This is a genomic window from Alteromonas sp. AWJ4_199, from assembly GCF_056159165.1.
In genome coordinates, this window is sequence record NZ_JBSWUR010000001.1 from 2,717,449 (window position 1) to 2,741,892 (window position 24,444).

16 protein-coding genes are annotated in these 24,444 nt (G+C 45.0%); 13 read left to right on the top strand and 3 right to left on the bottom strand.

Translation table 11 applies throughout. The features are described 5' to 3' along the window. Nucleotides 1-29: 29 nt before the first annotated feature. From rplL to tuf, 7 genes are all read left to right on the top strand, one after another. The gene (gene rplL, locus ACXAER_RS11935) at nucleotides 30-407 is read left to right on the top strand and encodes a 50S ribosomal protein L7/L12 (protein WP_015068303.1); all 378 of its coding nucleotides are present in this window, start codon (nucleotides 30-32) and stop codon (nucleotides 405-407) included. A gap of 325 nt (nucleotides 408-732) precedes the next feature. Continuing rightward, complete coding sequence (gene rpoB, locus ACXAER_RS11940; RefSeq protein ID WP_474829498.1) at nucleotides 733-4,761, top strand: DNA-directed RNA polymerase subunit beta; 4,029 nt, start codon at nucleotides 733-735, stop codon at nucleotides 4,759-4,761. Nucleotides 4,762-4,842: 81 nt separating this feature from the next. Continuing rightward, entirely contained in the window at nucleotides 4,843-9,015 is a 4,173-nt protein-coding gene (gene rpoC / locus ACXAER_RS11945; protein WP_474829500.1) for a DNA-directed RNA polymerase subunit beta', read from the top strand. A 309-nt stretch (nucleotides 9,016-9,324) separates the two neighbouring features. Beyond that, nucleotides 9,325-9,699 (top strand): 30S ribosomal protein S12, encoded by a 375-nt coding sequence (gene rpsL, locus ACXAER_RS11950; RefSeq protein WP_025257518.1) that lies wholly within the window; start codon nucleotides 9,325-9,327, stop codon nucleotides 9,697-9,699. A gap of 75 nt (nucleotides 9,700-9,774) precedes the next feature. Continuing rightward, nucleotides 9,775-10,245 (top strand): 30S ribosomal protein S7, encoded by a 471-nt coding sequence (gene rpsG / locus ACXAER_RS11955; protein ID WP_014980519.1) that lies wholly within the window; start codon nucleotides 9,775-9,777, stop codon nucleotides 10,243-10,245. A gap of 27 nt (nucleotides 10,246-10,272) precedes the next feature. Next, nucleotides 10,273-12,375 (top strand): elongation factor G, encoded by a 2,103-nt coding sequence (gene fusA, locus ACXAER_RS11960; protein ID WP_474829502.1) that lies wholly within the window; start codon nucleotides 10,273-10,275, stop codon nucleotides 12,373-12,375. Between the two features lie 63 nt (nucleotides 12,376-12,438). Then, the gene (gene tuf / locus ACXAER_RS11965; RefSeq protein WP_012519826.1) at nucleotides 12,439-13,623 is read left to right on the top strand and encodes an elongation factor Tu; all 1,185 of its coding nucleotides are present in this window, start codon (nucleotides 12,439-12,441) and stop codon (nucleotides 13,621-13,623) included. Between the two features lie 266 nt (nucleotides 13,624-13,889). Here tuf and ACXAER_RS11970 read toward each other — a convergent pair whose 3' ends face one another. Together ACXAER_RS11970 and ACXAER_RS11975 are read right to left on the bottom strand one after the other, a co-directional pair. Next, nucleotides 13,890-14,360 carry a prepilin-type N-terminal cleavage/methylation domain-containing protein gene (locus ACXAER_RS11970; protein ID WP_474829504.1) on the bottom strand — a complete coding sequence of 157 codons (471 nt, stop codon included), beginning with the start codon at nucleotides 14,358-14,360 and terminating at the stop codon, nucleotides 13,890-13,892. A gap of 196 nt (nucleotides 14,361-14,556) precedes the next feature. Further along, nucleotides 14,557-15,444: a TraB/GumN family protein gene (locus ACXAER_RS11975; RefSeq protein ID WP_474829506.1), complete on the bottom strand. Its 888-nt coding sequence runs from the start codon at nucleotides 15,442-15,444 to the stop codon at nucleotides 14,557-14,559. A gap of 319 nt (nucleotides 15,445-15,763) precedes the next feature. Here ACXAER_RS11975 and ACXAER_RS11980 point away from each other — a divergent pair, with 319 nt between their 5' ends. Continuing rightward, entirely contained in the window at nucleotides 15,764-16,795 is a 1,032-nt protein-coding gene (locus ACXAER_RS11980) for an alpha/beta hydrolase (protein ID WP_474829508.1), read from the top strand. 117 nt (nucleotides 16,796-16,912) lie between these two features. Here the strand turns inward: ACXAER_RS11980 and ACXAER_RS11985 are convergent, their stop codons facing one another. Then, nucleotides 16,913-17,431: a hypothetical protein gene (locus ACXAER_RS11985; RefSeq protein WP_474829511.1), complete on the bottom strand. Its 519-nt coding sequence runs from the start codon at nucleotides 17,429-17,431 to the stop codon at nucleotides 16,913-16,915. Nucleotides 17,432-17,746: 315 nt separating this feature from the next. Between ACXAER_RS11985 and ACXAER_RS11990 the strand changes: the two genes are divergently transcribed. The 5 genes from ACXAER_RS11990 (at nucleotide 17,747) to ACXAER_RS12010 (ending at nucleotide 24,387) form a co-directional block, all read left to right on the top strand. Beyond that, on the top strand, nucleotides 17,747-19,432 hold the full coding sequence (locus ACXAER_RS11990; RefSeq protein WP_474829513.1) for a carbon starvation CstA family protein: 1,686 nt from the start codon (nucleotides 17,747-17,749) through the stop codon (nucleotides 19,430-19,432). Nucleotides 19,433-19,701: 269 nt separating this feature from the next. Then, nucleotides 19,702-20,871 (top strand): SO_0444 family Cu/Zn efflux transporter, encoded by a 1,170-nt coding sequence (locus ACXAER_RS11995; RefSeq protein ID WP_474829515.1) that lies wholly within the window; start codon nucleotides 19,702-19,704, stop codon nucleotides 20,869-20,871. A gap of 147 nt (nucleotides 20,872-21,018) precedes the next feature. Further along, nucleotides 21,019-22,101 (top strand): CNNM domain-containing protein, encoded by a 1,083-nt coding sequence (locus ACXAER_RS12000; RefSeq protein ID WP_474829517.1) that lies wholly within the window; start codon nucleotides 21,019-21,021, stop codon nucleotides 22,099-22,101. Nucleotides 22,102-22,154: 53 nt separating this feature from the next. Continuing rightward, nucleotides 22,155-23,348, top strand: a complete 1,194-nt coding sequence (locus ACXAER_RS12005; protein WP_474829518.1) for an energy transducer TonB — start codon at nucleotides 22,155-22,157, stop codon at nucleotides 23,346-23,348. A gap of 43 nt (nucleotides 23,349-23,391) precedes the next feature. Further along, on the top strand, nucleotides 23,392-24,387 hold the full coding sequence (locus ACXAER_RS12010; protein ID WP_474829520.1) for a hypothetical protein: 996 nt from the start codon (nucleotides 23,392-23,394) through the stop codon (nucleotides 24,385-24,387). The last annotated feature ends 57 nt before the right edge of the window (nucleotides 24,388-24,444 follow it).

Below are 24,444 nucleotides of genomic sequence, written 5' to 3' on the forward strand. Positions count from 1 at the left end.
AACATTTTATACCCAGGAGTTTAGAGAACATGGCTCTAACTAAAGAAGATATCTTAAACGCAATCGCTGAAATGCCGGTAATGGAACTGGTAGAACTAATTGAAGCGGCTGAAGAGAAATTCAACGTATCTGCTGCAGCTGCTGTTGCTGTTGCTGGTCCAGCTGCTGGCGGCGACGCTGCTGCTGCAGAAGAAAAGACTGAATTCGACGTTGTAATGACATCATTCGGTGGCAACAAAGTTGCAGTTATCAAAGCAGTTCGCGGCGCGACTGGCCTAGGTCTTAAAGAAGCTAAAGAAGTAGTTGAGTCTGCTCCTAAAGCTATCAAAGAAGGCGTAAGCAAAGATGAAGCTGAAGCACTTAAGAAAGAGCTTGAAGAAGCTGGTGCAGAAGTAGAAATCAAGTAATCTGACCTAGTCAGATTATTGCCTGAGACGGCAAGGCTGGTGGTTTTTTGAACCACCAGCCTTTTTGCGCTGTATAGTGTGTAGAAACTAACCCTTGGTTACACTACTTTAAGCGCTATTCGGAAATACCCATAAAAAGCATAAAAATCCAACAAGTTAACTAATAATTGGTTAAATTTTGTTGTATGCTGGTGTATCTGCCCGAAAAAGGGTTGTGGAAGTTTGTTGCTTAGTGCGCCATTTGAAACGCAGCTTTTAGCCCATAGCACGCGTTTTAAAGCATTTTGCAGCAGGTTGGGTCATAAATCAGCAGGCTGAGGAACCCATGGTTTACTCTTATAGCGAAAAGAAACGTATCCGTAAGGATTTTGGCAAACGCCCACAGGTACTGGAAATTCCATACCTTCTTTCAATTCAGCTTGATTCTTTCAAAAAGTTTATTGAGACCGATCCGGAAGCTCAATACGGTTTGGAAGCAGCATTTCGTTCCGTTTTTCCAATTAAAAGCTACTCAGGTAGTTCAGAGCTTCAATATGTAAGCTACCGCCTGGGAGAGCCAGTTTTCGACGTTAAAGAATGTCAAATTCGTGGCGTAACTTTCTCTGCTCCGTTAAGAGTAAAACTACGGTTAGTGTTGTTCGATAAAGACGCTGCCCCAGGTACCGTAAAAGATATTAAAGAACAAGAAGTGTACATGGGCGAGATCCCGTTGATGACTGAGAACGGTACGTTCGTTATCAATGGTACTGAGCGTGTTATCGTGTCACAGCTACACCGTTCACCTGGTGTATTCTTTGATCACGACAAAGGTAAAACCCACTCGTCAGGTAAAGTGCTTTATAACGCACGTGTAATTCCTTACCGTGGTTCGTGGTTAGACTTCGAGTTTGACCCGAAAGATAACCTATTTGTACGTATTGACCGTCGTCGTAAATTGCCTGCAACTATTATTTTGCGCGCACTTGAAATGACGTCTGAAGAAATCCTTGATACTTTCTTCGACAAAGTTGGCATACGTATCAATAAAGACAAGTTGATGATGGAAGTGGTTCCAGATCGCCTTCGTGGTGAAACTGCTGCATTTGACATCATTGACGGTGAAGGCAACGTTGTTGTTGAAACGGGTCGTCGTATCTCAGCACGTCATACTCGTGCACTAGAGAAAGCCGGTCTTACTGAGCTAGAAGTTCCAGCTGATTACCTAATTGGCCGCGTATACGCTGCTACCTACGTAAACGAAGATACTGGCGAAGTTATTGTAAGTGCGAACGAAGAACTTACTCTTGAAAACCTAGCGGCGCTAAGCCAAGCGGGTATCAAAGAGTTCGAAACGCTTTACATCAACGAACTTGACCACGGTTCATATATTTCAGATACACTTCGTATCGACTCTTCAACTAACCGCCTAGAAGCGCTAGTTGAAATTTATCGTATGATGCGCCCTGGTGAGCCACCAACAAAAGACGCAGCTGAAACCTTGTTCGATAACTTGTTCTTCTCTGACGAACGTTACGACCTATCTTCTGTTGGCCGCATGAAGTTCAACCGCCGTCTCGGTCGTGAAGAACTTATTGGTTCAGGCACGCTAGATAAAGAAGACATTATTTCTGTAATGAAGCAGCTAATAATGATTCGTGACGGTAAAGACGAAGTAGATGATATCGATCACCTAGGTAACCGTCGTATCCGTTCTGTTGGTGAAATGGCAGAGAACCAATTCCGCGTTGGTCTTGTACGTGTAGAACGTGCAGTTAAAGAGCGCCTAAGCTTAGGCGATCTAGACAACGTAATGCCACAGGACCTAATTAACGCTAAGCCTATCTCGGCTGCGGTTAAAGAGTTCTTCGGTTCATCTCAGCTTTCTCAGTTCATGGACCAAAACAACCCGCTATCAGAAGTAACGCACAAGCGTCGTATTTCTGCATTAGGCCCGGGTGGTCTTACACGTGAACGTGCAGGCTTCGAAGTTCGAGACGTACACCCGACTCACTATGGTCGTCTATGTCCAATCGAAACGCCGGAAGGCCCGAACATCGGTCTTATTAACTCATTGGCAAGCTTCGCGCGTACCAATGACTTCGGTTTCCTTGAAACACCTTTCCGTCGCATTGTTGACGGTGTGGTAACAGACGAAATCGATTACTTATCTGCAATTGAAGAAGGTCAATTCGCAATCGCTCAGGCTAACATTGCGCTGACAGAGAATGGCGAGTTGGTAGACGACCTAATTCCATGTCGTCACCGCGGTGAAACTACTTTGATGCCAACTGAAGACATCAAATACATGGACGTTTCACCACAGCAAATCGTTTCAATTGCTGCGAGCATTATTCCATTCCTAGAGCACGATGACGCAAACCGTGCACTTATGGGTGCGAACATGCAACGTCAGGCAGTACCTACACTACGCGCTGATAAGCCGCTAGTTGGTACCGGTATGGAAAGAACTATCGCGGTTGACTCAGGTGTTACTGTAGTTGCTAAGCGCGGTGGTGTGGTTGACTATGTTGATGCCAGCCGTATCGTAATTAAAGTAGACGAAGATGAAATGCTTCCTGGTGAAGCGGGTATCGATATCTACAACCTGACTAAATACACGCGTTCTAACCAGAACACTTGTATCAATCAGAAGCCTACCTGTAGTGTTGGCGACCCGATTGTTACTGGCGACGTGCTAGCTGACGGTCCTTCAACAGACCTAGGTGACCTTGCACTTGGTCAGAACATGCGTATCGCGTTCATGCCGTGGAATGGTTACAACTTCGAGGATTCAATCCTTATTTCTGAGCGTGTAGCACAGGAAGACCGATTCACTACAATCCACATTCAAGAGCTTAGCTGTATCGCTCGTGATACTAAGCTTGGGCCAGAAGAAATTTCTTCTGATATCCCGAACGTGGGTGAATCTGCACTAAGCAAGCTTGATGAATCAGGTGTTGTTTACATTGGTGCGGAAGTGAAAGGCGGTGACATCCTAGTAGGTAAAGTAACGCCTAAAGGTGAAACTCAGCTTACGCCAGAAGAGAAACTACTACGTGCAATCTTCGGTGAAAAAGCGTCTGACGTTAAAGATACGTCGCTACGTGTACCTAACTCTGTTCATGGTACGGTAATTGACGTTCAAGTATTTACCCGTGATGGTGTAGAGAAAGACAAGCGCGCGCTAGAAATCGAAGACATGCAGTTACGTCAGGTTAAGAAAGACCTTACTGATGAGTTCGAAATTCTTGCTGACGGCATCTTTGCCCGTGCACAAACTGCACTTCTGCGTGCTGGTGTTGACCAAGCTAAGCTTGACAGCCTACCGCGTGAAAAGTGGTTTGAAATTGCACTTAACAGCGAAGATGCACAGCTAGAACTAGACCAAATCGCTGATCAACACGCTGAAATTAAAGCGGACTTCGATAAGAAGTTTGAAACTAAGCGTCGTAAGATCACACAAGGTGATGACCTAGCGCCTGGCGTACTTAAGATTGTTAAGGTTTACCTTGCGGTTAAGCGTCACATCCAACCGGGTGACAAGATGGCCGGACGTCACGGTAACAAAGGTGTTATCTCGACTATCCAGCCTGTAGAAGACATGCCATACGATGCTAACGGTACGCCGGTAGATATCGTTCTTAACCCACTAGGTGTACCGTCTCGTATGAACATCGGTCAGATCCTAGAAACTCACTTGGGTATGGCTGCGCACGGTCTTGGTGTGAAGATTGATCGCATGATTAAAGAGCAGCGTGAGCTAGCTGAACTGCGTGAGTTCTTGAAGAAGGTGTACGAGCTTGGTGAGAATCACCAAGAAGTTGACATCGATAGCTTTACAGACCACGAAGTACGTCGTCTAGCTGAAAACCTTCGTAAGGGTGTTCCAGTAGCAACGCCTGTATTCGACGGTGCTCGTGAATCTGAAATCAAAGAAATGCTGAAGCTTGCTGATATTCCAGAAAGCGGTCAGATTTCATTGTTCGACGGTCGTACCGGTCGCGAGTTTGAGCGTCCAGTTACGGTTGGTTACATGTACATGCTGAAACTGAACCACTTAGTAGACGACAAGATGCACGCGCGTTCTACTGGTTCTTACAGCCTTGTTACACAGCAGCCTCTTGGTGGTAAAGCACAGTTCGGTGGTCAGCGCTTCGGTGAGATGGAAGTGTGGGCACTTGAAGCATACGGTGCAGCATATACCCTTCAGGAAATGCTTACTGTTAAGTCAGATGACGTTAACGGCCGTACCAAGATGTACAAGAACATCGTCGATGGCGACCACAGAATGGAGCCTGGCATGCCAGAGTCATTCAACGTACTACTTAAAGAAATTCGCTCGTTGGGTATCAACATCGAGCTTGAAGAAAAGTAATACGGCAATCGCCGCGTAATGTTATGAGATGGCCCGGTGCTTGCGCCGGGCTCTAGAGACTGACTCCGCTGGGAGAGTAATGTGAAAGACTTATTAAAGTTTCTAAAGCAACAAAACAAGACTGAAGAATTCGATAATATTCGAATCGGTCTGTCTTCACCTGACATGATTCGTTCATGGTCATTTGGTGAAGTTAAAAAGCCTGAAACAATCAACTACCGTACGTTCAAGCCTGAGCGTGACGGTTTGTTCTGTGCGCGTATCTTTGGTCCGGTTAAAGACTATGAGTGTCTTTGCGGTAAGTACAAGCGCCTTAAGCACCGTGGTGTTATCTGTGAGAAGTGTGGCGTTGAAGTTACACTGACTAAAGTACGTCGTGAGCGTATGGGTCACATCGAGCTAGCTAGCCCGGTTGCACACATCTGGTTCCTTAAATCACTACCGTCTCGTATCGGCCTTATGCTTGATATGACACTTCGTGATATTGAACGTGTACTTTACTTTGAATCATACGTGGTAACAGAGCCAGGTATGACGACGCTTGAGCGCAGCCAACTTCTTAACGAAGAAGAGTACTTGGATGCACTTGAAGAGCACGGTGACGAGTTTGAAGCGAAGATGGGTGCTGAAGCAGTATTCGACCTTCTAACGGTTCTAGACGTAGACGCAGATGTTGCGGCTATGCGTGAAGAACTGCCTTCAATCAACTCTGAAACTAAGCGTAAGAAGATTACTAAGCGTCTTAAGTTACTTGAGTCATTCCAACAGTCTGGTAATAAGCCTGAGTGGATGATCATGACGGTTCTTCCGGTACTTCCACCAGATCTACGTCCTCTAGTACCACTAGATGGCGGCCGTTTTGCAACGTCTGACCTTAACGACCTATACCGTCGTGTAATCAACCGTAACAACCGTCTTAAGCGTCTTCTAGACCTAGCTGCTCCAGACATTATCGTACGCAACGAAAAGCGTATGCTTCAAGAGTCTGTAGATGCGCTTCTAGATAACGGACGTCGTGGTCGTGCGATTACCGGTTCTAACAAGCGTCCACTTAAGTCGCTTGCAGACATGATCAAAGGTAAGCAAGGTCGTTTCCGTCAAAACCTTCTTGGTAAGCGTGTTGACTACTCAGGCCGTTCTGTAATTACCGTTGGTCCAACGCTACGTCTTCACCAGTGTGGTCTTCCTAAGAAGATGGCACTTGAGCTATTCAAGCCGTTTATCTACGGTAAGCTTGAAGGTCGTGGTCTTGCAACAACAATCAAAGCAGCTAAAAAGCTAGTAGAGCGCGAAGCACCAGAGGTTTGGGACGTACTAGACGACGTTATCCGCGAACACCCGGTACTACTTAACCGTGCACCTACACTTCACCGTTTGGGTATCCAAGCATTCGAACCTACACTAATCGAAGGTAAAGCGATTCAGCTTCACCCGCTAGTGTGTGCGGCGTACAACGCCGACTTCGATGGTGACCAAATGGCGGTACACGTACCGTTGACAATCGAAGCACAGCTAGAAGCACGTGCACTTATGATGTCAACGAACAACATCCTGTCACCAGCGAACGGTGAGCCAATCATCGTACCTTCACAGGACGTTGTATTAGGTCTTTATTACCTAACGCGTGACAAAGTAAACGGCTTAGGCGAAGGCATGGTATTTACCAGCCCGAATGAAGCAGAAAAAGCATACCGTACAGGTAATGCTGAGCTTCACTCTCGCGTTAAAGTACGTATTACTGAATATGACATCGATGAAGATGGCAACAAAACTGAGAAAGTAACCCTAACTGACACTACTGTTGGTCGTGCGATTTTCTCATTGATCCTTCCAAAGGGTCTGCCATTTGAAATCATCAACCAAGCGATGGGCAAGAAGCAAATTTCAAAACTATTGAATGCTTGTTACCGTACGCTAGGTCTGAAAGACACAGTAATTGCTGCTGACCAAATCATGTATACCGGTTTCCACTACGCGATGATCGCGGGTGCGTCTGTTGGTATCGACGATATGGTTATCCCTGCTGCTAAGAAAGACATCATCGACGCAGCAGAAGCAGAAGTTATTGAAATTCAGGAACAGTTCCAAAACGGTCTTGTTACCGCGGGTGAGCGTTACAACAAAGTTATCGATATCTGGTCAAATGCCAACGAAAAAGTTGCTAAGGCCATGATGGATAACCTTAAGACTGACATCGTAATTAACCGCGATGGCGAAGAAGAAGAGCAATCATCATTTAACTCTGTTTACATGATGGCCGACTCGGGTGCTCGTGGTAGTGCCGCTCAGATTCGTCAGCTAGCAGGTATGCGTGGTCTGATGGCTAAGCCAGATGGCTCAATCATCGAAACACCAATTACGGCGAACTTCCGTGAAGGTCTGAACGTACTACAGTACTTCATCTCAACTCACGGTGCTCGTAAAGGTCTAGCGGATACCGCACTTAAGACAGCTAACTCGGGTTACCTAACACGTCGTCTAGTAGACGTTGCACAAGACTTGGTAATTACAAACGACGACTGTGGCACATTCGAAGGTGTTCAAATGACACCACTAATCGAAGGTGGTGACGTTGTTGAGCCGCTACGCGAGCGTGTACTAGGTCGTGTGGTAGCAGAAGACGTACTTAAGCCAGGTACTGACGAAGTACTAGTTGAGCGTAATGTTCTTCTAGACGAAGCGTTAGTAGACATGCTTGAAGCTAACTCTGTTGACCAAATCATGGTTCGCTCGGTAATCACTTGTGACAACGACTTCGGTGTTTGTGCTAAGTGTTACGGACGTGACCTTGCACGTGGTCACATGGTGGGTAGCGGTGAATCGGTTGGTGTTATTGCAGCACAGTCAATCGGTGAGCCAGGTACACAGCTTACCATGCGTACGTTCCACATCGGTGGTGCGGCATCACGAGCATCTGCTGAGAACAGCGTACAAGTTAAGACGGCGGGTAGCCTTAAGCTACACAACGCGAAATTCGTACGTAACTCTGACGGCAAAGTGGTTATTGTTTCTCGTTCAACAGAACTTACTGTTATCGACGAGCAAGGCCGTGAGAAAGAGCGTTATAAAGTACCTTACGGTGCTGTACTTAGCGTGGATGACGGCGCAACGATTGCAGCTGGCGACATTGTTGCTAACTGGGACCCGCATAGTCACCCAATCATCACTGAACGTGCAGCTAAGATTAGCTTTGCAGACATTGATGACTCTAACACCGAAATGCAGCAAGACGAGCTTACTGGTCTAACACGTATCGTTGTTAAAGACCTTGCGAAAGTTAACGCGAAAGAGCCTAAGCTAATTCTTGAAAGCGACGAGTTCGGTCTTCAAGAAATTCGTCTTCCAAGCTTCACCACAATCGAAGCGAAAGAAGGCAAAGTGGCTAACGAAGGTGACGTGTTAGCACGTATTCCGCAGGAAAGCTCGAAGACTCGTGATATCACCGGTGGTCTACCGCGCGTAGCGGACCTATTTGAAGCACGTAAGCCTAAAGAGCCTGCAATTCTTGCAGAAATCTCAGGTACTATCGGCTTTGGTAAAGAGACCAAAGGTAAGAAGCGTCTTGTAATCACACCGGCTGAAGGTGACGCGTACGAAGAGATGATTCCTAAGTGGCGTCAGCTTAACGTGTTCGAAGGTGAGAAAGTGGAAAAAGGCGAAGTTATCGCCGATGGTCCAGAGTCTCCACACGATATCCTACGTTTACGTGGCATTTCAGCAGTAGCAAACTACATCGTGAACGAAGTTCAGGAAGTTTACCGTCTACAGGGTGTTAAGATTAACGATAAGCACATCGAAGTAGTTATCCGCCAGATGCTACGTAAGTGTATTATCACTAATCCAGGCGATACGCAGTTCCTTGAAGGTGAACAGGTTGAAGTATCGAACGTTAAAGTGGCTAACCGTGAAATTGAAAAACACGGTAAGATCCCAGCGCAGTACGAAACACAGCTGCTTGGTATCACTAAAGCGTCACTGTCTACTGAGTCATTTATCTCAGCGGCATCGTTCCAAGAAACAACACGTGTTCTAACTGAAGCTGCGGTTCAAGGTAAAGAAGATGACCTACGCGGTCTGAAAGAAAACGTAATCGTTGGTCGTCTAATTCCAGCGGGTACCGGTTTCGCTTACCATGAACGCCGTGCACAAAAACGCAAAGAGCAAATCGAAGAAATGTCAGTATCTGCTGCTGAAGCAGAACAGGCACTAACCGAAGCGCTTAATGCAGGTGCAGACGAAGATACTGCCGAATAAGGCATGATCATAGGAGTACGTTAACGTACTCCTAACAATTTGGCAGTGAAGTTGTACAGATTGCAGATAAATTAACTGCTTAAGCTTTGTACACCTTGACAGTCAGAGCGATGATCTTTAATATTCCGCGACCCGATTTTGGATAGCCATCAAATGGCTCGATAAACGGTCGCGGTTTTTCGTATCAGCGCTCAGTGAATATTGACGAGCACAATGTTCACAAACAAGCGCGATTAAACAATTAATCGCATTAATATGGACCCAATCACAGTGATTGGGTTTTCGTAGTTTTTAATCAGGAGCTAGTTAATGGCAACAGTTAACCAGTTAGTGCGCAAGCCGCGTAGAAAGCCCGTTGAAAAAAGCAACGTAGCTGCTCTACAAGCTTGTCCACAAAGACGTGGTGTATGTACTCGTGTATATACTACTACGCCTAAGAAACCAAACTCTGCACTACGTAAAGTATGTCGTGTACGTCTAACTAACGGTTTTGAAGTTTCTTCATACATCGGTGGTGAAGGTCACAACCTACAAGAGCACAGTGTAGTACTTATCCGTGGTGGTCGTGTTAAAGATCTACCAGGTGTTCGTTATCACACAGTTCGCGGTACTCTTGACTGCGCAGGTGTAAACGATCGTAGACAAGCCCGTTCTAAGTACGGCGCGAAGAAGCCTAAATCTTAACGGTTCTCCGTTAGTAAGGCCAAACTGAAGTTTAAGAGTTTTGGGTTTTCCCTGAATTCATACGGAGAATAGAAAATGCCAAGAAGAAGAGTCGTAGGTCAACGTAAAATCCTACCAGAGCCAAAATTTGGTTCACAACTGCTTGCGAAATTCATGAATGTCGTAATGCTCGACGGCAAAAAGTCAGTCGCTGAAAGAATCGTTTACGGTGCGCTTGATATTGTTGCTGAAAAAACCGGCAAAGCACACCTAGATATCTTCGAGGAAGCGCTTGATAACATCCGCCCAACAGTAGAGGTTAAGTCTCGTCGTGTTGGTGGTTCAACTTATCAGGTTCCAGTTGAAGTACGTCCAGTTCGTCGTAACGCGCTAGGTATGCGTTGGATGGTAGAAGCTGCACGTAAACGTGGCGAAAAGTCTATGGCACAACGCCTAGCGGCTGAAATGCTAGACGCAGCAGATAATAAAGGTTCAGCGGTTAAGAAACGTGAAGACGTTCACCGTATGGCCGAAGCAAACAAAGCGTTTGCTCACTACCGTTGGTAATCAACGTTATTTAACTGAGAGAGATTTATGCCTCGTAAGACCTCGATTGAGCGTTATCGCAATATTGGTATTGTGGCTCACGTGGACGCGGGTAAAACCACGACCACAGAGCGTGTCCTGTTTTATACAGGGCTGTCTCACAAAATCGGTGAAGTGCACGATGGTGCTGCTACCATGGACTGGATGGAGCAAGAGCAGGAGCGTGGTATTACTATCACGTCTGCTGCAACGACTTGTTTCTGGTCTGGTATGGAGCAACAGTTCGATCAGCACAGAATTAACATCATCGACACCCCTGGACACGTAGACTTCACTATTGAAGTAGAGCGTTCATTACGTGTACTAGACGGTGCAGTAGTTGTTTTCTGTGGGTCTTCTGGGGTAGAACCTCAATCAGAGACAGTCTGGCGACAGGCTGACAAATATGAAGTGCCACGCCTAGTGTTCGTTAATAAAATGGACCGGGCTGGCGCTGATTTTGAGCGCGTTGTGGGGCAAATCCGCAAGCGTTTAGGCGCAAACTGTGTTCCGATTCAAATCAACATGGGCGCTGAAGAGAATTTCCATGGCGTCATCGACCTTGTGAAGATGAAAGCCATTAACTGGAATGAAGAAGACATGGGTATGACATTTACCTATGAAGACATTCCAGCTGAATATCTTGATACCGCTGAGCAGTACCGCACCGAAATGATCGAAGCGGCTGCAGAAGCGTCTGATGAGCTGATGGATAAGTATTTAGAAGGCGAAGAGCTGACTGAAGAAGAAATCCGTTTAGGCCTTCGTACGCGTACACTGAACAACGAAATTGTTCTTGCCACTTGTGGCAGTGCCTTCAAAAACAAAGGTGTTCAGGCAGTACTAGACTCTGTAATTCACTATCTACCGTCTCCAACAGAAGTTAAAGCCATTACAGGTGTGCTTGACGATAAAGACGAGACTGAAGCAGAGCGTCATTCAAGCGACGATGAGCCTTTCTCAGCACTAGCATTTAAAATAGCAACTGACCCATTTGTGGGTACGTTGACCTTTTTCCGCTGTTACTCAGGTGTAGTTAACACGGGCGATACTGTATATAACCCAGTAAAAGGTAAACGTGAGCGCTTTGGTCGTATCGTGCAGATGCATGCAAAAGACCGCGAAGAGCTTAAAGAAGTACGCGCAGGTGACATTGCCGCCGCTATCGGCCTTAAAGATGTTACCACCGGTGATACACTTTGTGATCCTAATCATGTTATTACGCTAGAGCGTATGGAGTTCCCAGAGCCGGTAATTTCAATTGCGGTTGAGCCTAAGTCTCAAGCTGACCAAGAAAAAATGGGCATTGCCCTGAGTAAACTTGCGGCAGAAGATCCATCGTTTAAAGTTAAAACTGATGACGAGACGGGTCAGACAATTATCTCAGGTATGGGTGAACTTCACCTTGATATCATTGTCGACCGCATGAAGCGCGAATTTAAAGTTGAATGTAACGTAGGTAACCCACAGGTTGCTTATCGCGAAACCCTTCGTAAATCTGTTGAAGTGGAAGGGAAGTTCGTTCGTCAGTCAGGCGGCCGAGGCCAATTTGGTCATGTATGGCTACGCATTGAGCCTCAGGAAGAAGGTTCAGGCTACGAATTTGTGAACGAAATCGTCGGTGGTGTTGTACCAAAAGAGTTCATTCCAGCGGTCGATAAAGGAATTCAGGAGCAGATGCGAAGTGGTGTTCTTGCAGGGTTCCCAGTACTAGATGTAAAGGTTACTTTGTTTGATGGTTCTTACCACGATGTTGACTCTTCTGAAATGGCGTTTAAGATCGCCGGCTCTATGGGTTTCAAAAAAGGCGCCGCAGAAGCAAATCCGGTGTTGCTTGAACCCACAATGAAAGTTGAAGTGACTACTCCAGAAGACTGGATGGGTGATGTAGTTGGTGACATTAATCGTCGCCGCGGCATGATCGAAGGTATGGAAGATGGCGTAGCAGGTGTTAAAATAATACGTGCAAAAGTGCCGCTTTCAGAAATGTTTGGCTACGCAACTGATTTGCGTTCACAAACACAAGGTCGTGCTTCATACTCAATGGAGTTCTTCAATTATTCTGAGGCGCCTAACAATGTGGCGCAGGCTATTATTGAATCTAGAATTTAATCTAAATGAAGGTTCGGTCCGGTCTATTGGTGGGTCGGACTTTTAACTTAGGAAACGAGAAAAATGGCAAAAGAAAAGTTTGAACGTACGAAACCCCACGTAAACGTGGGTACAATCGGCCACGTTGACCACGGTAAAACTACCCTTACTGCAGCTATCACTACAGTTCTTTCAAAGACCTACGGTGGTTCTGCTCAGGCTTTCGATCAAATCGATAACGCGCCTGAAGAGAAAGCTCGTGGTATCACCATCTCTACTTCACACGTAGAGTATGACACTCCTACTCGTCACTACGCACACGTAGACTGCCCAGGACACGCTGATTACGTTAAAAACATGATCACTGGTGCTGCTCAGATGGACGGTGGTATCCTAGTAGTAGCTGCGACTGATGGCCCTATGCCTCAGACTCGTGAGCACATCCTACTTGGTCGTCAGGTTGGTATTCCTTACATCATCGTATTCATGAACAAGTGTGACATGGTTGATGATGAAGAGCTTCTAGAGCTAGTAGAAATGGAAGTTCGTGAACTTCTTAACGAATACGAATTCCCAGGTGATGACCTACCAGTTATCCAAGGTTCAGCTCTTAAAGCGCTTGAAGGCGACGCAGAGTGGGAAAAGAAAATCATCGAGCTTGGTGAAGCGCTTGATTCATACATCCCAGAGCCAGAGCGTGCAATCGACAAGCCGTTCATCCTTCCAATCGAAGACGTATTCTCAATCTCAGGCCGTGGTACTGTTGTAACAGGTCGTGTTGAGCAAGGTATCATCAAGGTTGGTGAAGAAGTAGAAATCGTAGGTATCAAAGACACTACTAAGACTACTTGTACTGGTGTTGAGATGTTCCGTAAGCTTCTTGACGAAGGCCGTGCAGGTGAGAACGTTGGTGTTCTTCTACGTGGTACTAAGCGTGATGAAGTTGAACGTGGTCAAGTACTAGCTAAGCCTGGTTCAATCACTCCACACGTTAACTTCGAAGCAGAAGTATACGTACTATCTAAAGATGAAGGTGGCCGTCATACTCCATTCTTCAAAGGCTACCGTCCACAGTTCTACTTCCGTACAACTGACGTAACTGGTGCTGTAGAGCTTCCAGAAGGCGTAGAAATGGTAATGCCTGGTGACAACCTTAAATTCAAAGTTGAGCTAATTGCTCCGATCGCGATGGAAGAAGGTCTTCGTTTCGCAATCCGTGAAGGTGGTCGTACAGTAGGTGCTGGTGTTGTATCTAAGATCCTAGACTAATCTAGACTTAGCAACACAAGCCAAAAAAAGCGCACTTAGGTGCGCTTTTTTTATGCCTGCGATTTGAATCTTCGGGAGTGAGGCCACATCAAAAACACGCCGTAAACCCATCTCAGCTTTAATGTGAGAGCTTCAACACCACATCCCTGCGGTATGGGGGGGCAGAAGGCACAACACTCACGCCCGTTACTCTGCGTGAAATGAAGGCTTCTAGAAGAGAGTGTGAAAGCGCGAAAAGTTTCTGCTAATACTGCGCGAAGGTTGTGTTACGCATTACAGTTATTAACGGTTATAGTGGGTTTGTCACCTCGATTAGGATGGCGATAGGTAAGCTTACATACTTCGTCTTCTTCAATCTCATCATTGCTAAAGCCGCTAGTTTGTCTTTCTAGAGTAAAGGTAACTTCAGGGGCCGAGCCTGTTAATTTCCAATCTACTTCGGTGAAGTCTGCTACGAGTTTCAAATTTGTTTGTGTTGCGTAAGGGTAGCCATAACGTACGCGAATACCTGAAGTTAAGGTGGTATCAGCGCTGCTTTGAACGCCCTCAAGGAGTGATTTTGCATAGACAATATCTGAAGAAGCGACTAAGGCAGACTTTAAGCCCTGTAGCGCGCCCACTTGCGCGTCTTTTTGAATGTTTAAAAGTTTAGGCGCAGCAGTAACAGCAAGTATGCCAAGCACAACAATTACTATAATTAGCTCTATTAAAGTGAAGCCTTTATTTTTAACGTGCATACCTTACCGTACTTGGAAGCTTAAAACCGTTCGCAACCTAGTCAAAGTGTATACCATTGAATAAACGTTTCAATTTAGACATAAGCCTAAGTCTAAGTCTAAGTCTAAGTCTAAGTCTAATTTTAACCAAATGTTGATATAAAAAAGCTAGGCATTTGCCTAGCTTTAGTCTAGAACTTCCTGTGCCAAAGGCGAATTACATTTGTTCTATTTTGTAACCTTTAGCTTCTAATAGGGCAATAACGCTGTCATCACCCACTAAATGCCCCGCACCCACTAAAACAAACTCTTGGTCTTCATCGCCGAACATAGCTTCGATTTGAGGTAGCCAGTTTTGATTACGCTTGGTAAACACATCATCATAAGAGGTAGGAGATTCACGTTTGAATGTGTCTACCACCAACTTGTCAATTTGATCAGTGTCACCGTTTCGCCATGCTTTAATAGTGCTTTGTAGCATGTCTTTTAGCTCTGGTAAGGTTTCTAACGTTTCAGAAATAAGGCGATCTTCTTCACCCGCGCCCATATTCGCAAGCATGTTGATTTGAAAATCTAGTGATTCTAAGTATTCGCTTGCTTTACCATCGCGTGCTGCTAACTGCATGAAGTAGGCATCTACCCCTTGCCCAGCCATTTGAGAGCGCTGTGCTTCCATAGCAACTAGCATTGATGCAACCATACCCGGCTTAAATCGAGCTAACTGATCGGCAGTAGCGCCGAAGTTAGCTAAATAAGCATTAAGGGCTTGATAGGTTTCTTCTGATACATCATCTTTGAGCGACTTACCTTCCGCGTAGGCGAGCCCTGCCATCATTTTCTGTTGGCCTTCAATGTCTGTGGGAGCTGGCATTTTGACTTCGAACACTAGTGTGTCTGCTTGTTCATAAACGTCGGTAAATTCACTCGGAAGAGGGAATTCAGAAATAGGTAAAATATGGATAGTGCCACCTACATATACCGCGTCTTCCCCATTAGATACTTTCCAAACTGACGTTTGGCTATCATCGTTGGCAATAGCGGTTGTTACTGTAGATACAGCGAGTCCTAGTGAGAACAGTAGTTTGTGTATAGAAAAGCTTTTCATCTTCATCCCTAAGGTTGTGTACTTATTAGCTAAAGCGTGCGATTTAGTATCCCTTCGCTTTTAAAAAAAGTCGTAATCATTTTAACGGTAGTGAGTAAAGTATAAGCTAGCATAGCAAAATGCAATTTAGATATAACCTGTACTTAGTGCAGTTTTTTCAGACTACCTAGAAAAGGCGCATCTAGGTCTAGGTGAATGCTAGCAATTGAAGCCGCAAATCAGACTAAGCTTTACATTTATGCGGATTGGTATTACAGCTTTGTTCACGTACCTTAACTCTTATACAAAGCTACACATTTACGTAAGGCGTTTATTCATTATGAAATTAATATACCTACTGATGTACGTACTTGCATTGTTATTTACTCCTACTACTACAAGCCCTATGCACAGCAATAAGCCACCATTACCCCAAGCAGCCAGTGAGGCGCTCATAGAAAGCATCTCAGCATTTCCCCACTTCGCCAAAGAAGAAATAGTAGCGAGTACGCCTCGTACTAATGACGCATGGAGAAACTATGTTCACGCTAGAAATAGCGAACAAAAGAAAAAGATTAAAAAAATGAAGAAAGAGCTTAACGTGGATGTTGAGCTTATTGATTTAAATGATGTGGTAGTGCGCAAGCTGACACCTAGAACGATTACTCCTGAATTTAAAGACAAGGTTTATCTTGATATTCATGGTGGGGCGTTTGTGCTTTTTGGCGGTTTGCCGAGTATCGAAGAAGGGCTTCTCGTCGCTGAACGGTTAGGTATCGTGGTATATAGCGTTGACTATAGGATGCCACCAACGTTTCCTTTTCCCGCTGCACTGAATGACGTAGTTGCAGTTTACAATGCTTTACTCGACCGAGCTGGTAAGGGAAATGTATTTGTGGGAGGAACATCGGCTGGAGGTGGTCTAGTGCTTTCACTAGTCCAGTATCTCATCAGCAGCAAAAGCCCTCTACCCAAAGCTGTGTATGCAGGCACGCCTTGGGCCGACCTTACCAAAACCAGCGATAGCCTTTCTACAAATGAGGGTATAGATGGTGTGTTGGTGACCTACGATGGGGTACTTGAAGCTGCCGCAAAACTATATGCTGGCAAAAAAGCACTAACAGACCCTGCTATATCGCCACTTTACAGTTCTTTTGAAGCATTCCCGCCAACTTTGCTGGTGACAGGGACGCGAGACATGTTTTTAAGCGATACGGTAAGAGTGAGTCGTGCAATACGTGATAGTGGAGGTGTTGCGCAAATAGAAATCTTTGAAGGGCTATCCCACGCCGAATATTTGATTTTCTATAAAACGCCAGAGTCGGAGACCACTTACAGGTCGATGAAATCCTTTTTTCTCTCTGCCATCTGATTCTAATTAGCCAGTACGCATACCGTTCAGTATGCGTACTAAGCGCGCCATGACACAGACTTAACTAAACGAATATTTAGAAGCCATCACAACGAAGCAAACACTACAAAGCAAAATTTACGAACCAAAGATTAATGTTAATACAGTAACGATAGCGCCGATACCGGCAATTTTAAGCCCATTCTTGTACATGGGTAGTTTGGGAACAAACATCAAAAACGCGGAAATCACAAAAAACAGCAAACCTAAACCAAAGCTTATATTCAGCCAGAATAGTGGGCTGTTGTTGGTCGCCTTATGTAGCTTCACCATTTTGGCGAGTACAAGTGGATAATCTTTTTTGGTGATAGTGGCTTCACCCGTAGCTTTATTGTACTGGCCTACATTAAGTACGATTTCGTCTACGTTTTCACTTGTGACTTTACTGCCTCTCATTTTAAGCAAAGGCAGCAGTTCTTCACCTGATAGGTTTGCTTCAAATTGCCTGGTCTGGACTTGTTCATACTTCAATATATCGGTAGGGCGAAATATCAAAAGAATGCCGCTGATAGCGTATACACCCATTATGCCCGCGAGAAAAAAACCAAGCCAACGGTGATATTTGCGAAAAGCCATGTGAAATTTAGGTGATGCCATATTTTTATCCGCCCCAAAAAAAGAGCGTAGTTATAAACGAGAATGCATCTTATTTAAAGTGCTGATTTCTTATTTGACCAAAATTTACGTTAAGTAACCGTTTTGGCTCAAGCTTGTGCGAATCAGAGTCGTAAAAAATCAACCAAGTGGTATGAAGAGTTGGAAAAAACTAAGTTCGAGTTAGACTTTAGTCTTACAATGGCGTTAAACCATGGCGACAAATGGTTTAATGTTAAAAGACAGGCTAGAGCCTTTTGAACTCTGATACACGCTAGAATTTCAAAGGCTTTAGAAAAACAATATTAGGATAATAATATGCAGTCTATTGCCATAGTGATACTGGGCATCATTGGAATGTTGTTCGGCTGGTTCGTCTATTCAAAATTTATTGCGAGCCGCATATTCAAACTGGATGATAGTTTTGTAACCCCAGCCCATACCATGCAAGATGGTGTCGACTTTGTTCCTACCAATAAAGTAGTGTTATGGGGCCATCATTTTACCTCAGTAGCAGGCGCAGCACCCATAGTAGGGCCAGCAATCGCAGTTTATTGGGGCTGGGTTCCTGCCGTACTTTGGGTTGTCTTCGGCACTATCTTGTTTGCCGGTGTCCACGATATGGGCGCGCTATGGGCAAGCGCTCGTCATAAAGGAAAATCCATGGGAGCACTCTCTGAGAGCGTTATCGGTAAACGCTCCCGTGCGCTTTTCATGATAGTAATATTCCTAGTCCTTCTTATGGTTAACGCTGTGTTCGGTGTTGTTATCGCTAATTCTTTTGTGTCTCAGCCCAATGCGGTTTTCCCTGCGTGGATGGCGATTGCCGTTGCATTGATTATCGGTCAGTTGTTAAAGCGTAACTTCAGCCTTATCCCTTTGTGCCTTGTCGGCATTATCGTGCTTTACGCCTCGGTCTATGCAGGCAGTTATATTCCACTGAGTCTACCGGAAACCATGTTTGGTTTGGCCGATAAAGCGAATTGGATAATCATTCTTTTTGTTTATGCTGCTATTGCCTCCCTACTACCAGTTTGGATGTTGCTACAGCCTCGTGATTTCATTAACGGTATGCAGCTGCTTGTTGGCTTATTCTTACTTTACGGTGCGGTATTCTTTGCAATGCCGGATATCACAGCGCCGGCATTTAATACGCAAACTGCGGTTGATTCACCAAGTCTCATTCCATTACTGTTCGTTACCATTGCGTGTGGTGCGGTTTCTGGTTTCCACGGCATAGTGTCATCGGGTACCAGCTCTAAGCAACTCGACAAAGAAACAGACGCGCGCTTTGTTGGTTATTTGGGTGCAATTGGTGAAGGTTCATTGGCACTTATTACCATAGTGGCAGTAAGTGGTGTCGCGTTCGCTGCATCACCTGAAGAGTGGCACGAGGTATACAGCCACTTAGGCGCTGGCAGCGTAGGCGCGTTTATCACCGGTGGTGCGAACTTAATTCAGCAGGGCTGGGGATTGCCAGTAGATTTCTCTTCAACGATCCTTGCGGTAATGGTTGTACTGTTTGCAGGTACAACGATGGACTCTGGTGTGCGCTTACAGCGCTACATCATACAAGAGTGGGGCGATATCTATTCTATCGGTGCACTGAAAAACGGCGTAGTTGCGACGCTTGTAGCCGTTGGATGTTGCCTATTGCTGGCCTTCGGTGCAGGTGGTGCGTCAGGCAGTGGCGGTATGATTATTTGGCCTTTATTTGGCTCTACCAACCAGATACTAGCCAGTTTAACGCTGTTAGTAATCTCGGTTATGCTGATTAAACTAGGCCGACCAGCGAAATATACGCTCATTCCAATGGTTTTTGTGCTTATCATGGCTTTCTTTGCTGGCCTGATAAAGCTTAAAGAGTACTACGTAGAAGGAAACTATTTGTTGGTCTTCTTAGACGCAGTAGTGCTGGTGGTTTCAGTACTCGTCATGCTCGAAGCTTTCTCTGTAGTGTCTAAGCTTAAAAAGGAGTCACAACAAAAGGCCACACAAGAATAAGCAGTTCAATAGCTAATTGGGCACTGATACGATTTTTCATGGTTGACCTCTGAGTTTAAAAAGCACACTCTCGAGATAGTCAACATTCGGCCAGTACATTTGTACTGGCCATTTTTATGCTTCTACAATTGACCTAATCAGTTTTGTTGATTTTCTGTCGCACTTTATATCTGTTACTATTTACAGCGTTTAAGACTAGGTGACTTTGTACACGAGTAGTGTATGTCTGCAAGTAAGGCAGCTTATGTCAGGGTTACAAGAGAGGCTATGTGTCAGATATCATTTTACTAGGGCAAAATTTTCTTGCGTTGTTCATGGAATCAGCGCCATGGCTGCTGTTGGGGTTACTGGTCGCAGGAGTGATGCATGAGTTAGTGCCTGTCTCTTTTCTTGAAAAGCACATGGGTAGCGCATCATTTGGCTCGATTAGCAAAGCAGCTATTATCGGCGCGCCTTTGCCACTTTGTTCATGTGGCGTTATTCCGGCAGCACTTGGTTTGCGCCGAAGTGGTGCTTCTAAGTCTTCAACGATATCTTTTTTAGTATCTACGCCCGAGACTGGCGTAGACAGTGTCTCTGTGTCATACGCATTGCTTGGGCCTCTATATGCCATTGTTAGACCCATCGCGGCCATTACAAGCGCCATTTATGCTGGTTCGATGGTACGTTTTTTCGCAGAAGCAGAAGAAACTCAACAACGACAGTCTGAGGTGACGGAGTCCTCGTGCTGTGGGTCAAAGCAAGCACCCAAACCAGAATCACAAATACAGGCCAGCACCTCCTGCTGTGCAAGCGAAAAAACACATTCTCATAGCCACGAAAGAACAGACACGCCTCTACCCGAGTCTTCGCCTTCGAAAATCACAAGCGTGCTTTCATATGCTAGCGGCAAGTTGCTCGAAGATATTGTGGTGTGGCTACTTATTGGTTTAGCGCTCGCCGCCGCTATAAAAACCTGGGTGCCTACCGACTTTCTTACCCAGTGGGGAGATGGTTTGGTCGCCATGCTTGTTATGGCACTTATAGGTATTCCTATGTACATATGCGCCACCGCGTCTACACCGCTAGCGGTTGGCTTTCTGGCTGCCGGGCTATCACCAGGTGCTGTGCTAGTATTTTTAATGGCAGGGCCTGCCACTAACGTGTCAACCATGGGCATGATCAAACAAGAAATGGGCACGCGAACGTTAGTGCTTTACCTTTTCAGTGTTATCTCTGCAAGTATAGGTTTTGGTTATGCACTTAACTACTTGGTGTCCTCGCTTTCTTTATCTTCAATGATAAAAACAACCAGCCACGTTCATGAGCACGGGGCAAGTGTTCAGATAATCTACGGATTATGTGCAATCCTGTTGACTGGGCTTATGGTGAGGCTGGGCGTGAAAAAGCTGCAGCAACACCGTCATAACCAAGAGCAACATTCGGCGTGCTGCGGCTAACCGTAGCCCAGCGGATGCCTTTCATATTAAAGTGCTTAAATGATATTCATAGAGCGCTTGTATATCCCGCTCTATTATCCATAATAGTCGTTCATCTAATTAAAATTAAAACGCGTTTAAACCTACAAGGACGCTTGGAATAACTACATGCTTTTACTTATTGTGTACGTCTTCATTGCACTGGGCTTTTCTTTTTTGTGCTCCATTGCAGAGGCTGTAATTCTGAGTGTTTCGTCTGCGTACATTTCTGTTCTAGAAAAAGAGGGTAAAGCCAGTGGTGCGCTATTACGTAAGCAAACCGATAATATAAATACGCCTTTATCAGCGATATTAACGCTGAACACTATCGCTCATACTATGGGGGCGGCAGGCGCAGGTGCGCAAGCGGCCGCAGTGTTCGGCGATGCCTATTTAGGTGTTATTTCAGCAGTGCTTACGCTGCTTATTCTTATCTTTTCAGAAATTATTCCAAAGACACTTGGCGCTACCTATTGGCGGGCATTAGCACCGGTAACCGCATATTTTCTTAAATACCTTTCAATTGTACTTATGCCGTTCGTTAAAATGTCTGAGCTAATGACGAAAGGCTTTAAAGAAGACAGCCCACTTCGCGGGTTAAGCCGCAGTGAACTTCATGCTATGGCTGAATTGTCAGGGCAGGAAGGGCAGTTAGCCAATCACGAAGCGGCGTTTCTACAAAGCTTGTTAAGCTTGCACGAGCTGAAAGTGAAAGACGCAATTACCCACCGCACGGCGCTGTTTAAAGTCTCAGAGTCGATGACGGTGGAAGCGTTTTTCCATAAGCACGCAAATATTGAGTTTTCACGTATACCTGTGTTTGAAGATAGTGACTCTGAGAACATTACTGGCTACGTTATGCGCTCTGACTTGTTGGTCGCGCAGGCGAGAGGAAACACCGACAAGCCACTTTCAGAATATGCCAAAGACATGGTTACCGTGTTAAACACTATGCCGCTGTCAGTCACCTTCGAGCACTTCATCAATAAACATGTACATATGCTGCTGGTAGTCGACGAATACGGTGGTTTAGAAGGGGTGCTTACGCTAGAAGACTTGCTAGAACGCTTGTTAGGTGTTGATATCGTAGATGAAAAAGACACCACGGTAAGCATGCGTAGGCTTGCTAAAATGATGACCAAGCGTAAAGAGCAGATGATGATCAAAAATGTGCCTGATGCATCGCTTGAAAAGTCGGCAAACAAGAAATAGCTTATAAACTTAGAATGCGTTAATCGTTAAAACAACTATTAAGGATGATAAACATGATTTGGGCCGTAACGACTAAACGTTCGCTTTTTAAAAAAAGCGCCAGCACAAATGTTTCATGGCGTGCCCACATAGCTGAGCGAAAACCGTTTACACTCGCTGTGTTATTTTTTTCGGCTTGTACCTCAAGTATAGCTGCACAAGAACTTAGCATTCCCTGTGATGAAGCAGAAGAAAAAGCCCTTGCAGAAGCGAAAGCCAATGAAGTTGAGCGAATAACCGCATTCACACCTGCTACTCCTCTTGAGCGAGTGAATCCCAGATACCCGACTACAGCCGTGAGAAAAGGCCGTGAAGGATGGGTTAGATTAAGCTACGTTATCGATGAAGAAGGTCGAGTGAAAGACCCTGTTGTCGAAGATTTCTTCGGAAGTCCGTCTTTCAAACGCAGTGCACTATCAGCAGTTAAGAAGTGGCAGTATAACCCTGCATTAAAAGATGGCGAACCTACTCAACAATGCCATCAAGCGGTTCAAATGGATTTTGCTATTAACGGAAAAACTGGCGCCACTCGCAAATTTATTAAAGCGTATAAAAACGTAGATAAAATATTCAAAGCAGGTAATGTTGAAGCGGCAGACGAAGCGCTTAAAGAGCTATTGAACTGGGATACGTTAAATCGGTACGAGAATGCTTGGTTGCTCAACTTGGAGTCACAGATTGCAAGAGAACAAGGCGACATTGAAAGAGAAGCGAAAAGCCTAACGCGTTTACTTGCCAGTAATGGACAAAAGCGTTTTAACAATGCCGTTTTTGATGACGATTATGTGGCTTACGTATTACAAAGGAAAATACTTCTTGATGCGCAGCGCGGGTATTACGCAGAAGCCCTAAAGTCGTACAGCAGGCTTCAAGAAATGGATGAGCAACAACCACGTATTGACGAAATTGCCGCAATAGTAAATCAGATTGAAACATCTATTGCGTCTGAAAAAAATCTTAAGGTACCCGTAAGCATGGGAGACAACGGACGTTGGTTCCACACGCTGGTAAGAAATAAGTTTGCTTTTGATAATATACAGGGCGACCTTGATACGGTTGAAGTGCGCTGTGATTCTCATCGAGAAAAGTTCACCGTAGCCGAGGCTCATGTTTGGCATATTCCACAAAGCTGGGGTCAATGTCAGGTTATGGTCAAAGGTGACGACGCCACCACCTTCGACCTTATTGAAGTCGCTGAGAGTTCATAAGTTCGCTAAGACGAGCTAAAACTAGATAAAGGGAATTAACCAGATGGACCGTAAGTTACTTATAGCTGCGATTGGTATTGTCGCGGTTTTATTTTACTACTTGCTTGATGTTTCATCTGGAGCTGAACCCAATACAAATTACGCAAACAAGAGGGCTAGCGAAGAAAGAGTACACCAACTTAGTCTTCAAGAGGAATCTCACTCAACGCAAACGATTCTGCAAAGCGAACCTCACGTTTCTTTGTCGCCAGAAAGTCACAGCGCAAGTCGATGGTGTTCCATAGAAGCGGAGCCCGAGCATTCAGAGAGTGTAATAGTCGAAAAAGAATCTTTAGAGTGGGATATCGAGAGAGGTGATATTTTACTAGCCGCCGAAGATTCAGTGTTTGAATCACCAAATGCTACTTTGCTAGCGCCTTATGCAGAACTGGACTTACAAGATCTCATTGCACACGCAAAAAACGATGATTTATTCGCATTATTGACTCTTATGCAGCGCAGAGATGTTCCTATGAAACATCGAAATAATGCCGCTCGTCATTTAACGGTAATGGGAAATACTTCGACTGCCTTGTCACATTTGATTGTTACAGAACTGACACGAGCCAATCATATTTTCGAAATAGAAGGGCAAGTCAATGAACAAGTAAAAGCACATGTAGTGAACAGTTTAACGTATGTTAGCTATGGGCTTGAGCAACTTGATGTAACGGCGCTTCGCAGTTATTTGTATTTTGTTCGGCGACACGAAAATGGAAGTTATGCCTTGGATGTAGAAGCGGCACTTTCTCAAAAGGAAGTGGAAACCGTGAAATTTGCAAAAGCGCAATTTAAAAAATACTTAAACAAAAAAAGAGAAGAAAAGTACCTTTCAACTATCGAGGAAAAAGCGTTTCCGAAAGTGGCCAAACGTCAATTTGAAAAAAGCTTAGCTCTTGAATATCGTACCTTTGGAAGTCTGATACTGGGCAGTAAAAATCTGAAAAACATGGGTTTTGATTTTGAAAATCTACCAGATTGCGCTAAGCGTTTATTTTAGAAAAGAATAGCAATATAAGTCGATTAAATACGCAAAAAGATAACTCTGATGGAAAGC